The organism is Eionea flava (assembly GCF_055393785.1).
On record NZ_AP036018.1, the window covers coordinates 2,226,681 to 2,244,723 of the forward strand.

At 39.8% G+C, this 18,043-nt stretch carries 1 protein-coding gene (running past one end of the window); it reads right to left on the reverse strand.

Going from position 1 to position 18,043, the window contains the following annotated elements; translation table 11 throughout:
• On the reverse strand, window positions 1–18,043 hold the final stretch of the coding sequence (locus ACZ5O6_RS09770) for an Ig-like domain-containing protein (RefSeq protein WP_464283508.1). Its footprint extends 21,038 nt past the window's final position; only the last 18,043 of its 39,081 coding nucleotides appear in the window; its start codon lies off the right edge, out of view — the gene reads right to left on this strand; it ends in the stop codon at window positions 1–3.

The following is an 18,043-nucleotide window of genomic DNA, read 5'->3' on the forward strand; positions in this document are numbered from 1 at the left end:
TTAAGATAGAGTATGCTGTGCGAGATCAGCGGTGATAGGTGTATAAAGATGCTTATTATCATAAAAAATGGGCATTGATTTTTCAAAGAGATCATTTACCGATAAACTATCATCTATCGATAAATCCAGTTCACCGCCGTCTTCAAACTCAATCGATTTTAGTGAGTAACCGCGATAAATAGTACTAAACCAGTGATTAAACGTAATGGTGACACCGGTAGGTATAATTGTCAGTATCAATTTATCGGACAATCGTTGATAGCTAATATCTTCTACACTAATACCCGTTCTAAAAATAAAACGATCATTATTCTCGCCACTGCCGTTAGCATTACTAATCTCGTCACTACCATCACCGAGACTGTAATAGTAAATATCATCACCACTGCCACCATTGAGGCTATCGTTGCCTATTCCTCCTGTCAGAATGTCATTACCAGAGGATCCATATAGGTCGTCATCACCCTCTCCTCCCGTGAGAATATCATCACCTGCGTCGCCATAAAGGTCATCACCACCTTTACCACCTATAAGCCTATCGTTGCCCGCACCAGCTCTCAGTCGATCATTACCTTCACCACCATCCAGTAAATCGTTACCCGCTCCTGAGGTTAAATGATCACTTCCTCCTAAGCCATATAAGGTGCTGTCAAAATCATAGGTTTGTAATGTGTCATTTTCATCCGTGCCCACAAGGTGAAGAATATCGTAAGCCATTTGAACAAGATCGAGCTCTCCACCATCTTCAAACTCAATCGATTTTAGTGAGTAACCGTGATAGATAGTACTAAACCAGTGATTAAACGTAATGGTGGCACCGGTAGGTATAATTGTCAGTATCAATTTATCGGATACTCGTTGATAGCTAATATCTTCTATGCTGATACCCGCTCTAAAAATAAAACGATCATTATTCTCGCCACTACCGTTAGCATTACTAATCTCGTCACTACCATCACCTAAACTGTAATAGTAAATATCATCGCCACTGCCACCATGGAGTCTATCGTTGCCTATTCCTCCTGTCAGAATGTCATTACCAGAAGATCCATATAGGTCGTCATCACCCTCTCCTCCCGTGAGAATATCATCACCTGCGTCGCCATAAAGGTCATCACCACCTTTACCACCTATAAGCCTATCGTTGCCCGCACCAGCTCTCAGTCGATCATTACCTTCGCCACCATCCAGTAAGTCATTACCTACTCCTGAGGTTAAATGATCACTTCCTCCTAAGCCGTATAAGGTGCTGTCAAAATCGTAGGTTTGTAATGTGTCATTTTCATCCGTGCCCACAAGGTGAAGAATATCGTAAGCCATTTGGATAAGATCAATTTCGCCGCCGTCTTCAAATTCGATGGATGATAAGTCATATCCCTCGATAGAAAACCAATGATAAATCGTGATGGTTTCTTGTGTGGGTATGATGGTTAATACAAGGTCATAACTTGAACGACGATATGTAATATCCGTTTTACTAAGGCCGCTTCTAAAAATTAAGCGATCATTATTTTCTCCACTACCATTCACGTTATAAATTCTGTCGTAACCATCACCGAGGCTGTAATAATAAATATCGTCACCACTGCCACCCTCAAGCCTATCGTTGCCTGTGCCGCCGGTCAGAATGTCGTTACCAGAAGATCCATACAGTTGGTCATTGCCTTCTCCTCCCGTGAGAATATCATCACCTGAGCCAGCAGAAAGATGATCATCACCTTTACCACCTATAAGCCTATCGTTGCCCGCACCAGCAATCAGCCGATCATTACCTTCGCCACCATCCAATAAATCGTTACCCACATCTGAGGTTAAATTATCATTTCCGCCTAAGCCATATAAGGTGCTATCAAAATCGTAGGTTTGTAATGTGTCATTTTCATCCGTGCCCACAAGGTGAAGAATGTCGTCAGCCATTTGGATAAGATCAATTTCGCCGCCGTCTTCAAATTCGATGGATGATAAGTCATATCCCTCGATAGAAAACCAATGATAAATCGTGATGGTTTCTTGTGTGGGTATGATGGTTAATACAAGGTCATAACTTGAACGACGATATGTAATATCCGTTTTACTAAGGCCGCTTCTAAAAATTAAGCGATCATTATTTTCTCCACTACCATTCACGTTATAAATTCTGTCGTAACCATCACCGAGGCTGTAATAATAAATATCGTCACCACTGCCACCCTCAAGCCTATCGTTGCCTGTGCCGCCGGTCAGAATGTCGTTACCAGAAGATCCATACAGTTGGTCATTGCCTTCTCCTCCCGTGAGAATATCATCACCTGAGCCAGCAGAAAGATGATCATCACCTTTACCACCTATAAGCCTATCGTTGCCCGCACCAGCAATCAGCCGATCATTACCTTCGCCACCATCCAATAAATCGTTACCCACATCTGAGGTTAAATTATCATTTCCGCCTAAGCCATATAAGGTGCTATCAAAATCGTAGGTTTGTAATGTGTCATTTTCATCCGTGCCCACAAGGTGAAGAATGTCGTCAGCCATTTGGATAAGATCAATTTCGCCGCCGTCTTCAAATTCGATGGATGATAAGTCATATCCCTCGATAGAAAACCAATGATAAATCGTGATGGTTTCTTGTGTGGGTATGATGGTTAATACAAGGTCATAACTTGAACGACGATATGTAATATCCGTTTTACTAAGGCCGCTTCTAAAAATTAAGCGATCATTATTTTCTCCACTACCATTCACGTTATAAATTCTGTCGTAACCATCACCGAGGCTGTAATAATAAATATCGTCACCACTGCCACCCTCAAGCCTATCGTTGCCTGTGCCGCCGGTCAGAATGTCGTTACCAGAAGATCCATACAGTTGGTCATTGCCTTCTCCTCCCGTGAGAATATCATCACCTGAGCCAGCAGAAAGATGATCATCACCTTTACCACCTATAAGCCTATCGTTGCCCGCACCAGCAATCAGCCGATCATTACCTTCGCCACCATCCAATAAATCGTTACCCACATCTGAGGTTAAATTATCATTTCCGCCTAAGCCATATAAGGTGCTGTCAAAATCGTAGGTTTGTAATGTGTCATTTTCATCCGTGCCCACAAGGTGAAGAATGTCGTCAGCCATTTGGATAAGATCAATTTCGCCGCCGTCTTCAAATTCGATGGATGATAAGTCATATCCCTCGATAGAAAACCAATGATAAATCGTGATGGTTTCTTGTGTGGGTATGATGGTTAATACAAGGTCATAACTTGAACGACGATATGTAATATCCGTTTTACTAAGGCCGCTTCTAAAAATTAAGCGATCATTATTTTCTCCACTACCATTCACGTTATAAATTCTGTCGTAACCATCACCGAGGCTGTAATAATAAATATCGTCACCACTGCCACCCTCAAGCCTATCGTTGCCTGTGCCGCCGGTCAGAATATCGTTGCCAGAATATCCATATAGTTGGTCATCACCTTCCAGCCCCATTAGGTGATGACTTTCACTATTGGAGTTAAGTCTCTCGCCATCTTCACTGCCTTTTATAATGGCCATTGGGTCTGTCGGGTCAAGGTTGAGATAAATTTCAAATCCATCATCTAAATGGTCACCGTCGGTATCTTGCTGCAGTGGGTTGGTGATATAACTATCCACGCCAGTGGTGACTTCCTCGCCATCGGCGATACCATCAAGGTCGGTGTCTTTCTCTGTTGGCTCGGTGGAGTGCAACATTATTTCATCGTAATCGGTCAATCCATCTGCGTCGGTATCTTGATGGAAGAGGTTGGTATTGAGTTCATCTTCTATTGCATTGCTAAGACCATCGTTGTCGCTGTCGTCTGCAGGTTCAACAACTTGTAAAATGATTTCTTCGAGCGTGAGGGTTTCTTGAATATAAGGATCAAGGCTTAAGGTCAGTGGATTTATCGTTATATGAATGTTTTTACCTTTATCTACCGCCGTGACAGGTATTGATAAGGTGTCTTCATAAAATAAACCAGATACTTGATAGTCGTCAGATATTTTCGCAACCAACGGCGCATGGATCAATTCTTGAGTCGATAAGGTGACTCGCTCTTGAGTTAATGCGTTAACCACTTGATTCACTTTCAGAGTACCGTTTAAGCCAGTGTTGATATTACTGGTATTACCATTTGTGACCGACTCAAAAGTATTTTCTCTCGCGGTTGCCACAACTAATCTGTGTTCGGCATTACTACCTATGAGAGCATAAGGTTTTTCGATAGCAACAAAGCTAAGTGGCGCATCAATAACTTTAGTTTCAGGGATTATAGGATTATTGAACGCGATATCTCTTAAACCAGAATCGTTGGTGCTAATAATGTAAGTAGCCCCAAGAACCATGTGCTGAGGAGTAAATAGTAGTCGTGTTTGATCATCAACTACGGCAAATGTTATCTCGCCAGGCACTGGTGTATTGTTTAACTGCCACTCCACATTACCCATATTATCAATGGCTATGAATTCATCTTTCGTGACAACGAGCGGTTCTTGGCCCAATAATTTATCGTGATATAAACGCTTATCGAAGATAATTTCTATCTGGGGTTGATTTTCATCAACAAATTTCGCACTTACTATCGTTGCGGCATCATTAGATGGCAACGGCTTAACATTGACATTAACATCTTTTGAAAGAAGATTATTTCCTGCGACAGAAATGGTTAATACCGACTCGCCTTCGCCAATAAAACTGACCAATCCGTTGGCATCAATTCGTGCGACTGTCTCCTTGCTTGACTGGAAATGTAAAATATTCTCCGTTAAATCCTTAATCGTGACGAGTTGGCTATTACCCTCATTAATGATGATCGTCGCTTGAGTCTCAAGTTGTAACTCACCACTGCCCTCACCTAACGTGTGCTCAATTTCTTGAGGGTTAACCGTTAAAATAGAAATATATTGAGGGTTAACCTTTGCCTCATTTGGATTAGCAGGATTAGATTCTGAATGTATTTCTACATAGTCTGGTACACCGTCAGCATCTGAATCGGCAAGTTCGGGGTTGGTGAAATAGATCGTCACCTCTTCATAATCGCTAAGGTTATCTGTGTCGGAATCACTATTCGTTGGACTTGTGTTGTACACATATACTTCATCAAAATCACTCAGCCCATCAGTATCAGAATCACTAAGCAATGGACTAGTGTTATAACTATTGATTTCATCGTTATCATTAATATTGTCTCCATCGGAGTCACTATTTAGGGGGTCGGTGAAATGTATTTGCATTTCAGCAAAGTCTAACAATCCATCGTTATCGTAATCAGTTGATACATCCATATAAATAACCGGATAAGGATCGACAAATGTACCTACACCATCCTGATCCCAATCAGCATAACTTGAAACAATTTTTGCGCTGTTATCTCCATAAGCACCGACAAGAATATCGTTATAGCCATCATTATCAATATCCCCTACTCCTGCAACGGAAATACCTAGGTATGCATTTTCTTGATAACCATATAGTTGATAAATAATGTGAGCGTCGCTACCAGAGAATACGGAAACCGATCCAGAATGCCGCACGCCACGATGAGAACTTAACGGTGAACCGACAATAAAGTCATTCACTCCATCTGCATTGATATCGCCAGCATTTTCAACCGTTGCGCCAAATTGACCATTACTTTCATGCCCAAAGACTTGATTAATACGGGTTCCATTTGTGGCAGAAAAAATGGTGGCGCTGCCTACAGGGCGAGCAAAATTGTCCATGTCATACGGTGCGCCAACGATAATTTTCTTTTCGCTATTAGTGGTTGGCAGTGACGCAAGTGATGCACCGAATTGAGCATTCGCTACCTGTCCATGTAGGCTAGAGATAACTTCTCCTGAAGCACCTGATACGATAAATACACTTCCAGCGTCGGTGTGGACGTGATCTGACAACGGGGCGCCAATCAGTAAGTCGCTAACACCATCGCCATCTATATCCTCTATATCGCCAACGGATTTACCGTATTGGCTGGCCGCGATTCCTTGTAGAGTGTAAATTAATTCACCATCCCCAACAGAAATCACTAAGGCTTCATCTGATTGGTACGCGCCAACAATTACATCATTAATACCGTCGTCGTTGATATCGTCGACCGCACTAATCGCACTACCCATCATTTTATCAAAAGCAAGCGATCTTATTACTTCACCATCGATACCAGAGACAACAAGCACTTGATCGCTATTATTTGCTCCCACAATAAAATCAATAACTCCGTCATTGTTGACATCATTAATATGATGCATGGCAGCACCAAAACCTTCACCTTGATTGCCATATAATGAATATAAAACTCTTTTCTTAGCCACTGATATGACATCGACTCTGCCTGCATTTTCTCCGTGGCTATTATCTTTTTCGTCGCCGATTAAGATATCTGCTACACCGTCACCGTCCACATCGCCCAGTTGCGCAACACGGTAACCATAACTTACAGCTGATGCGCTTCCATTATAAAAATAGAGCCAATCGTTAATAGTATCTATATTATCGGGTAAGCCATCATTGTCGGTATCCACTCGTAATGGGTCAGTTTTACCATCAACTTCTGTTTTATCAGACAAGGTATCGCCGTCGGTATCGGCTTTACCAGGATGAGTCCCGTAGAGTTCTTCTTCGGTAATTGTCAGCCCATCATTATCAACATCAATATTCTCTACTAATGGGTTACTGCCATTAATGATTTCATCGCCATCGTTCAAACCATCGTTATCAGTGTCGGCAATGGCTGGATTGGTGAGATACTGATTAAGCTCGTCATAATCGGTGAGGCCATCTAAATCACTATCCTGATGATCAAGTTTAGTACCCGTAGATACTTCTTCACTATTACTTAAACCATCACTGTCAATATCTTCATCGCCATCATTAACACCATTATTATCGCTATCAGCATCGGTAGGGTCGTATCCATCAAGAGTGAATTCGATATGGTTAGGTATTCCGTCATTATCAAAATCCCCTTGCACTTGTAGAACGCGAAGATGTAAACGATTGCCTGTTGTCAAAGATTGTGTGCCGCTATACAACTCGTCGACTTGAATAGCGATCAGTTGTCCATCATCTATATTTAAATCCGTATGGATAGGTATAGACAGGGTATTTTTTAGCCCTGAAATTAATGTGTTGTTTGTATCAATTAGCGATAAGGGTTCTAACTGTTCGATGCGACTGAGCGATAACCTGCCTGTTAAGCGATTGCTAATAGTATCTGCCAGTAATAAATCAACAACATACTGTGTACCTTCAAGCACATAATCATTCTCAGGCACTGTGAACATTGATTGAGGAGCACATACCGTTAGTTGCTGTTCTAGAACTTTACTATCGTCACTTTCTCTTTTTAGTGGTGAATGAGTGGTTGCAACGAGATAACAGCTATTCAAAAGCAGAGGGGCATTCGGAGTAAATACAATACGTGTTGTATTATCTACAAACTCTTTGCTGAAAGTTCCATCAATAATTTGGTTATCGTGTGTTATCGCAAGAGGAGCATTTAAGGGCTCACCATTAATGACATGCTCATTGTAGATAAACTCTATGGGTGTTATGTCTGTGTTAATAACAGGCAATACTTTTTGGCTGATAATCGCGGGGAGATATTGTTCAATCGTGAGATTAAGTGTATCGAAAATAGCTATCGTTTCAGGTGCATCACTCACACCATTACCACCATAAACGTTATTTATCGATAAAACGATATCCTCAGCAGTACTGTTAGACAAGACTAATTGCCCATAACCTTGCGTGAGTGTTAATGGGTTTTTATCTATATAAGTATGATTGCTATCAGATGAAAAATGAGCAATTAGGTTCATACTTTCTACATTACTGTTCCAAGGATTTAATTCGTTAACGGGGTTGTCATAGATATCGAGTAAGCGCACAGCAATCGTGACTCGCTCATCAATTTCTACGTTATTTGGATCACCAAATGGCTTATTTTCTTGCTCTATAATATGAAGAGATATTTTAACGGGGTCGTGAGCATAGACTTTAACCGGCACGGTATTTACCGGTAACCATACTGAGCTGTTATACGAATTTGGGTAAGTAATATGGGTATCAAAACTATTTAACGGCTCTACGGCAATATCATATTCACCAGCAACACTATGTGACGCAATAGGTATGATGAAAGCCCCATTTGTCATTGTTGCTATCGCCATTTCTCTTCCGTTGTTCAGCGTAATAATTTCAGTGTTATTCACAAAACCAAAATGGAACCCGATAGGTAATGTTAATTGAACCGTTGATATAGAATCAGCAATCGTTGGATTACCCGCTTTATCATAACTTTCTACCATCAAGGAGAATACTTCACCCGCTTGCACACCTTGAATAAAGTTGACTCTAAACTCGCTAGTTTCTCCAGTCTTAATCGTTATTTCTTGGCTTGCAGAAATATTGGGGTTCGCGCTTAGCTTTGCTTCAACCACGTAAGGCCCGGTAGAGTATTTATCATCAAGTTGAATAACCGCTAAACCATCATCACCAGAAGTACTAAAGCCTATAGAAGAAGTATAACTATTGTTAGATTTATTAACTAAAGACCAAGCGATTCTCTGATTATTGATAGGCCGGTTGTGATCATCAACCACTTTGACCTGATAGCTAGGTACATCGTCTGAGGTAATAACTAACGGGTTATAACCTTCTTCGCTGTCCTGTGCTGTAAAGCGTATGTCATTTGGCTTATTGGTTAAACGTATTGTGTAATCATCCGACTCTGATATTTGCCCTAAGTGATCAGTTAAACGAATTTTGAAGCGATAAATATCATTTTCTATCATGTTATCGGGCAACGATATAAGAAAATAGGCGTTCGCTGCAGTTGAAGGTTGAGTCTTCGTTGAAATGATTCTTTCAGTGTTATTTATCGTCTCGATAATACTTACTTGGTAAGTGTCTGCCCCATCATTCGCATTGCTGAGCTGACTCAAGCTAATGGCTACTGGGTCTCCGTAGAAACCACTTTCTGAGTATTCTAGGTTAATAACGGATATATCGGGTATTTGATCCTTAACTACTTGTACATCAATTGTTTGTTCTATGGTTTGCCCTGCATCGTCTGTAACACGTAAGGTCAATGCTTCGGTAATACTATCACCGGTAATACGGCTGGCACGATTATCTCGTAAAGTTATTGTGCGAGAAAGGTAATGAGCTATTGTGTTAGGGGTGTGTTTGCTATCAATTACAATAGGGGTAATAGCACCATTCCATTCAAGTTCTGCTGCGGAAAGTAAAGAAGTATCGGATACGTTTATAGCGACTCTGAATTGTCCATATTCATAAACTTGAGTATCTAGGATTTTAAGTTCATTAATCGTTGGCGGAGTATCTTCTACTGTCTGATAGAGTTTATCCATCAAAAAGACGTTACCTGCATTATCTATAATGGTAAGCTCATAGTAAAAGCTATCACCTAACCTCGGAGCTGCTTCCGTATAAACTAAGACACCGCTATCGAAACGTGCTGCAACCAAGTCACCATTGCGTTTAAGTATGGCCGAAGCGATACCACTTTTTCTGTCGTCAACCGTGGTACGGATACTAAATGTATTGCCAGTAATTATCTGATTGCCCTGTAATAATGGTACATCAACGGTAAAAGGTGTGGCCTGAGGAAGTTCGTTATCTTGCTCTTTAAATAACCGTACGGTTGAAGACTCTGTCGTATTACCATACACATCAATCGCTTTTGCTTTAATGTAAGTATTGTGACTATTTTCACTATAGCTTTTACTAAGCTTATAGTCTGGCCCATAACTTTTTCCAATTAATGTAAATGGGCCCAGTTCGTTCTCGCTCTCATAGTATTCAACCTGAGAAATTGCTTGTGAACTATTATAAACAGCGGCTGTTATATCGACCGATGCAGGAAGATAGGTTATTTGGTCGCTATCAGGGGATGTCAGTGAAACAGTAAACCCATTAATGGGAAGCCCTTGACCTTGCAACAGTGCTTGACGGGGTTGCGTTGTTGTTATCACATCACCATTCAAGGTTTGAATTTTTGCCGTTAATTCAAATAATTGGCCATTGGGCAGATTAGCTGGAACCGCCACTGTTGCAGAAAAGGGCGCTGAGTTTATTTCTGCAACCCGTTTATCATTAATAAAGTAACTGACAGCATTAACATTGCGTGTATTCAACAAAGAAAATTCAATGGATTCGCCCTGTTGATAAATTTGATGTTGCTTCGGATTTTTCAATGCAGGAACCATCGAATTAAACCCTAAACTTACATCGATAATTTCTAGCCCTGCGGCTCCTTTAGCAATAACAATCATGCCATCATTACTCGCAGCGATAGACTCGATGGTTTGGTCAATAGCAAATTCTGAACCTTCAATAAGAGACCCAGTGTTTGGGTCTAACGCCCGTAAGCGGGCACCTAAATCATTTTGATCCGCTAGCCATAGCAAATTATTGACATACACTAAGCCATTGATATTCAAGCTATCGCTGACAAAGTGACTCTCACTAAAATCATTTAAATTTAATCGGTGTATTGACGTCTCAATGGTAAAGAATAAACTATCCCCGGAGCTGCTTAAGTGGTTTATCACACCTACTGCATTATCTATTATCAGCTCAAGGTTTCCTTTATTAGAAAGAGGATTGATATCTAGCTTATAAAGACGCCTGTTACTGGTAGAAACAAATATCGTATTGTCTAAAGACGTTAAGCTCACAATATTTTCACCGAACGGCAAACTAATAGTGCCTTTAGTGCTTGTACTCTCTTTATCTAACCAATAAATATTATGTGCCGATACACCGACCAAGTAATTCGATGTTACCGATAACGCATCTATTTTGTAATCTTTAAAGACGACCTTATCGCTAAGGCTTTGAGAAAAGTCGTATTCTCTTTCAATTGCAGTCACTAACCCCTTTGCTTTTTGAGAGAAATATAATGCGCTATCGTCCAATGCCACTGAATGGCTAGCAATACTGTATGCCTGAGTGGGATATGCCGTTTGCGACCATAAACCGCCTTGGTATTCTAATATTTTTGCACCAAATGCTTCTTCAGCAGCAACGACAACTCCGTTATGAATATCAACATTTGACGCAAAGCCATGAGCATTTTCACTGTGATATACCTTAATAGGTTTATAATCAATAGGTTCTAGTTGGACGATACGATTATTTAAATAAACACTGCCTTTGTGCAACGTCGCATGACTAACAATATCCGCTGTAAGTTGATATGTAGCCACTTTTTGAGGTGATAATGGATTAGTCGTATCAATAAAATGCAGTGCGTTTTCATCAGCGGATATACCAATAATATAACGCCCATAAATAATAAATTGATTTATCACATGACCAAAATTGATAAGTCGAAGATTAGAACGAACATCTTGCACATAAAGTTTACCGTTTTCAGTAGAAATATAATTGACACCCAAGTGATTAACTATTGATACTGGGTTTTCTACTATTTTTTGGCTTATTATTTTACTAAGATCTGGCGTAATGTGAGTCAGTGCACGGTTAGATAAAAGGACGAAACCTTTGTCATTGATACCGACTTTTATAAATTGATCATTACTCCCCATATAAGGAAGAGCTGCATTTATTGTTTTTATTTCATTACCTTGCACGGAGAATCCAAACGCTTTATCAGCACTAATGGCTAGAAGGTAATTGTTGAGCAATGATAGTTCCGTAATAACAGCGGTATTTTGGTAAGTGCCAACAATAGAAAATTGATTTTCAGGGTCGACAATAACGAGTCGTTTATCAGCCAGTGCGAGTAATAATTTATCATTGAAGTGTATCAGTGCCGTAATTTGAGTATTCAATCTAAGCACTAAATCACCTGATTGATTGAGCAAATCACTGCCCTTCGTAAACCATGCATTATCAACACCACTTAACATAAGGTCGAATGTTATATCAGACGGCTCTTCGCTAAATGTCATTCTCTCAATAACGGCTATTTTTTGAGTGGTTGAGTTCTCGTTACCATATCCATCAGTGACCGTTGCGATGATTGTTATGTATTTTATTGTGTTTGGAACAATGAAAGAGACCGAGCGAGTATTGGACGCAAGCAATTCACCAGCATCAGTAAATACTTCTATACTACTATTATAACTCGCATCATATTCGGTCATTAATGAATAGGATGCTTGGCTATTAGCAAATATTTGAGAGCTTATATTTGTCAGTTCAATCGTTGGCGTTGCTAATTTTGGGGTTACTTTGAACGCTGATTGTGTTTCTGCATAGTAATAGTTATCGCCGTAGTAACTTCTTATTTGAATAGAAAAATCTTCGATGCTATCGACACTTGGCAACCGTAGATCTAACTCACCAGACGGCTCTTTTGTAATGATATTGGTTAACAATTTCCCGTTGATAGTATAAAGGCGAACTTGGGAAAACTTGAAGATCGCTGTTGATTCTGTTGCCGAGCGATAATCGATATGTAATAGCTCATCTTCCTGATAGGTCTGATTATTACTTGGGGATAGTATATTGACCGTTCCAATATCATTGACATTAGGCGTTAATACAAATTCCAATGTCTGTTGCTTTTCATCATTGACGTAATAATCAAATACCGCACTACCTGACTCGCTGTCTAAATCCAACCATTGATAAGCCGAATTGTTAGTTGCGGCTATAGATTCAAGTACTTCAGATTCATCTACATGCGCTCTTAACGCCTGCTGTTCTATTCGTGATCCTATAGTATATTGAGTGACAAGTGGTATGACTGCTCCACGACTTATTAATGCTTGGTCTGAGGGGCTAATATTTTGAATGTCGACATGATTATTTACAGGAACAGGTAATGACTCACGATAGATTCCAAAGTGTGTTGCCACATCAACGTTAATCGTATTTGCATCTTTTAATGCTGCATAAGGAATTAACCAAGCCTTATCTAGATGAACATCACCCGATGTAACGAGCGGTATCGCTGGAAGATGGGCATCATGACTGCCTGTAAAGCTCACCATTGATTGGCCAATACCTGTATGGCTCAAGTCAACACTCACTTGAATTCCCGACGAAGAGAATGAATACTCTAAAGATAACTGAGGCTCTACCGCTAAGTTATTTGAAGAATCAATGGTTTGATAGTTAACCGTGTCTACATGGCCTACTCTTTTAACAGTATATCCTCGCCCAGCAGCAAAGACCCTTTTCGTCGGTACCGTTTCAGGAAAAACACCGACCAATAATAATTCTTTCTGATCTGTGATGTTTGATTGATAGGCTTGCCACTGTTTCTGGTTATTCGACTGAACTTCGAACCAAAAAATATCGCCATCCACTGCAACATCCGTTACATCGCCATTGATTGGAATATTGTTGCTGATATTTGCAAGACTACCATTATTGAGAAGAGCAAAACTGGATAAGCCATCAACACCCCAAGATAACACATGGGAATTACTAACAATAAAACCGTTTTGATTCGGGATAGAAGTAAACAGATTTTCTTTGACACTAGGGATATGAGAGATATTAATTTGGTATTGATAAATACCTGACTCGGTTAACACTAATAAATAATCGCCATTTATTTGCGAATCAAGAATTTTTTCATTGAGTGATTTACCCGCTACATTAGTAAATCCAGACCCTGCCACCTGTAATACAGAAATAAAGCGCCCGTAGCTAAGCCAAATACTATTCCCAGATGCCGCCATTACATTACCATATATGGAAGTCATTATAGGAGTAGAAAAATCACCGCTTTTTTCCATTTTATAGAAATAAACTGCTTTATCACCATTAACTTCAATTTCAGCAACAATACCCGTTCCGGTAAATGCCAAATACTGAATTTCACCATCATCACTATTAAATATATTTTCCTCGTTTCTTACGATGCGATAACCACCACCCGATTGATTAATTCCCATAATTAAGGCGTGATCTAAGGCAAACGGGTTAGCCGTTATTGCAAAATCAATACGTTCATTTTTTTCAGCAGCAAAATAATTCAGAGAATTATCCGATGTAAAATAAGCCTGTTTTTGTACCATTGACTGCTGAATCTTAAGGTTTCCTGATTTATCTATTAAATTTGTGACTACATTGGTTGTCGTTCCAGCACTACTGATCAGTTTATTAATCTTTTGCCCAATAGAGACAGAAGTAACCTCTGTAGCCGTTGTAAATTCAGAGTCAAATATATCGATGACGGAAGATGGTGAAAAGTCATCCATTGATGGTGGAATTTCGCTATCCACGAGCAAATAGGTCCCTGTCAATATAGTATCGTTAGGTGTTAGTGATACCGTAACGTCCTCAGAAACATCATCATCGTTAATAATATTCAATAACGTAGACGTCTGAATTAAACCGCTATTCATGCTCACTAAAAGCGTCGTATTTTGATCGACGTTTGGTAAATTAACTGAAACAAATTGGCGGTCAGGCGCGCCTTCTTCTTTATTAATCTCCATGACATGCTGCGGAGCAGACGCTCCATTGAGAGAAAAAAGCAATTGCGCGTTATTAGTATCACCTACTAATACTTCAAAAGTAATCAATTCCCCCTCACGGAAAGTATCCCCATTTCTAGGCGACAATATATCTAAAAACGGGACTGCTACTTGATCAGCATGGGTCGCTAAATTAATTGTCGACAATGAGCTTATATTTCCGTTGAGGTCTGTAGCTCTCACAGCAACCGTAACGCCGTCTTTATCTGCTTCTGTGGGTGTAAAGATATAGAGAGACGGGTCTGCTATTTCTTGGAAATTCTCTCCATCTTTAGAGACTTCTACTTTTTCGATACCGTATTTATCAAACGCTTTGATAAGAACATTAACAGGCTGCCCCATAGCAACTGACGAACCATTCTCAGGTGAAACAATGGTTATAGTTGGTGCTGTGTTATCGGTTACTAAAGAGTAGTTTCTCTCAAACATTTGGCTTAAGCCTTCTCCATACTCGACGAGTAACTTAGCTGTCATTTGGAAAGGAGAAGAAGACTCACCATACGCACTTAAGTCTTTTATTTTAGGGTTAACAAATGTGGCTGAAACTAGACCTGTAGTAGCATCATATTGATCTGTAACATCGATAGGTTGACCGCCATTAATCTGCACAACCCCCATTTTAATGGTATTAACTTGCTCTACATCTCCTCCCAAATCAAAAGAAAGTGTAGATGGAGAAGCCTCTTCAGGAATCATTGGATTAATAGTAAAGCTATCCAAGCTAAGGGATAAATCACGTAAAGAGGCTCTAAAGGCTTTTTCTGTAGCGGCTTGTTTAAAGTCTGAAACTACTAAACGAATTTCAAAATAATCATCGTTGACATGTGTATTTTCTGAAAATTTCCTACCATGAATTTTTATTTCTGATGTTTTTGGAGCATCTAACTCAGTTGACAATCTATAATGATAAGACAGTTGCTTAGAAGACAAATAATTATCTTCTGCCGTGACGGTAAAACTATACGTATTAGCGCGAGCTAATAACATCGCTTCGTTTACAGGTAGCGAATCATGGGTGCGCACGATTTGTACGTTTCTAGGCGGTAGTGTGTCGTTAGCTAAAAAGTTATCTTTATAAACGCCTGCTTCATTATGATTAATTTGATGTATTAAGTTACCGGCTGAATCGCTGATGCCGGAAATAGAAATCACGTAGTTTGCATTGTCCTCTAAAACGCTACCAAACTTTAATCGTAACGATAAAACAGTGTCAGTGAGGTTCACAAGTTCAAAACGATGTGAAACATCTTCATCATCGTTATTACTGTAATCTTTATATTGCTTTATTACTGAAAAGCCTGATGCAGTAACAGCTTCGTTAAACGGTAAAACTAACGGACTATTGTTAGTAAAGTGATCAATGTCGCCCTCTATTAGTCGAGGTGTTGTGTCATCAATAATAGTCAGTAATTGATCGTTAGCAGCGACGACCTGTTCATTTGTACTCTCTCTAACGATTATTAACTGATAAACCTTATTAGCAATAAGGCTTGGCGTTTGATCAATAACAATATTGCCGTCTTCAAAACGGTGGAACAGACGATTAGCTTCACTAGGCGTTACCCCTTCTTGATGCGCGACTAGATGAACCTCTAGATCTCCATAGAGGCCCACTCCGGATAGAGTGATTTTAGTATCACCGGAATCACTTAATAATTTATCGCCATTCGCATTGTTCGACTGAACATCATTAATCTGCATCGACTCTGTTAGTAAAACAGCTGCAGGCAATACAGAGGAGGAGGACAGTCCTGACTGTATTGCACGTAGCGTTTTAAAGCCTGGGGTTATAAAATCAGCAGAAAATTTAAGTGCTGTGCCAGATTCGTTGATAGATAACTGATCAGCTGGGAGTATTACATCCCCTAGTTCTAAAGCAGAAATCGTATTTAATTGCTGACCATAAACTTCATATTCTGTATCGACATTCAGCAAGCTGTTTTTGGGGGAAATATCTATTAAACGGGCGGGTAACACATCAAAAATAGCTTCCGACGTGATAGACCACGGTAAATTTATCTCGACTTTTGTGCCACTCACCGACTGTTGAGGTTGATTAACTAGAGAAACCCAATATGTACGCCCTAGTTCATACTCTGAACCGACTAATGTATGCGTGACTTTATTACCTATTACTCGATTAAAGCCTAATAATGCTTGGCCCGTTAAAGAATCTTCAACTTTTATTGTTACCTTTTCCCAATCGCTAAGCTCTCCATAAATTGAAATATCAAGCAGCTCTTTAGATGATGTTATTTTTTCGGGCAGTAAACTTAAAACATTATTAAACGGCAGTTCAACATTGAAGTAATCGTTATCAGCTATCCACTCTAGCAGTCCGCCATAAATTTTACTGTTTTCAACGGGCTTATATCCTGCAATGTTTATATCTGCCAAGTGTTCAATGGTTAATCCATTCTCAGCAGGGTTAATATCAAATACGTTAAAGTGAGCATTGCTACTATTTTGAATGAGTAATAATTCACCATTAAGTGCAGCATTAACATTATCTATCGCTATTTTTCCTAGACTTGGAGCAAGCACCTGAGCTTTTAATTTTGGTGAATCTAGTATCTCAATGATGGTATTTGAGCGAATACCTATGCGCTGCTGGTCAAGTAATAAATTTTTCGGGGCGAGTAAAGTGTGTTCGTAGCTACTTTCAATACGATTAAGAGCATCCGGCTTATAAAAGTCAACGCGTGAGCGATAAAGTACATAAATGCCTTCTGAGTCATGGGCAATATCAATCACATTCTCCGAAAGAGAAGTTTGATTAATATTACTGCCATTGATATTTGTACTGAAGAGAACATTATCAACATATCCGAATAGGCTGTCCTTTAAAATGAAAATATTATCTATTAGTAAATGTTCAGGGTTATCTATTCGATTGATCAATTCTGGTGCGTATACATTGCTGATATTGTAAATATACAATGCTCTATGGCCTAACTCTTCAACGACAAATACCACATAACTTTCGTTAATCGCGACATCGATCAATTTTCCTGGTAATACACCAGTAGATAATGTTTGCGGTGTATTGTGTTCTAAGGTGCTCGCCAAGCGCCAACCATTGCCTTCTGTAAATAACAGCAAGTGTTCAAATCGGTGGAAATCATTCATCTTCTCAAGGCGCTTAGTCGCTCTGAGTTCGATCGCCAATTCTGTATTAACAAACTGATCAGCCGTACTCTCTAAGTTAGAAACCGCTATTTCTAGCTCACCTAATGTATTTAAAGGCAATCTTAGACTCAATAAGCCGGGCTTTTCTAGCACCACATCATCAACATTATGCCCATTAACTTTAACGACGGTTTGGTCACTAAAGCCTGTACCCGATAATGCGACGACGCTTTCACTATTAAAGGCAAATTGTTTTAGGTTAGGTGTAAATTGTTGGTTGATTCGATTATATGCGCCAGCTTCTACAATTACTGGATCACTAATGTACGTTAGTGCTGCTGCCTTACTGTCGCTTAACACGCCATTACTTACTTCGATGCCGACGAGTAAATTATCGCTCGGTGAAGCCTCAAGCGCCGGCAAGGTA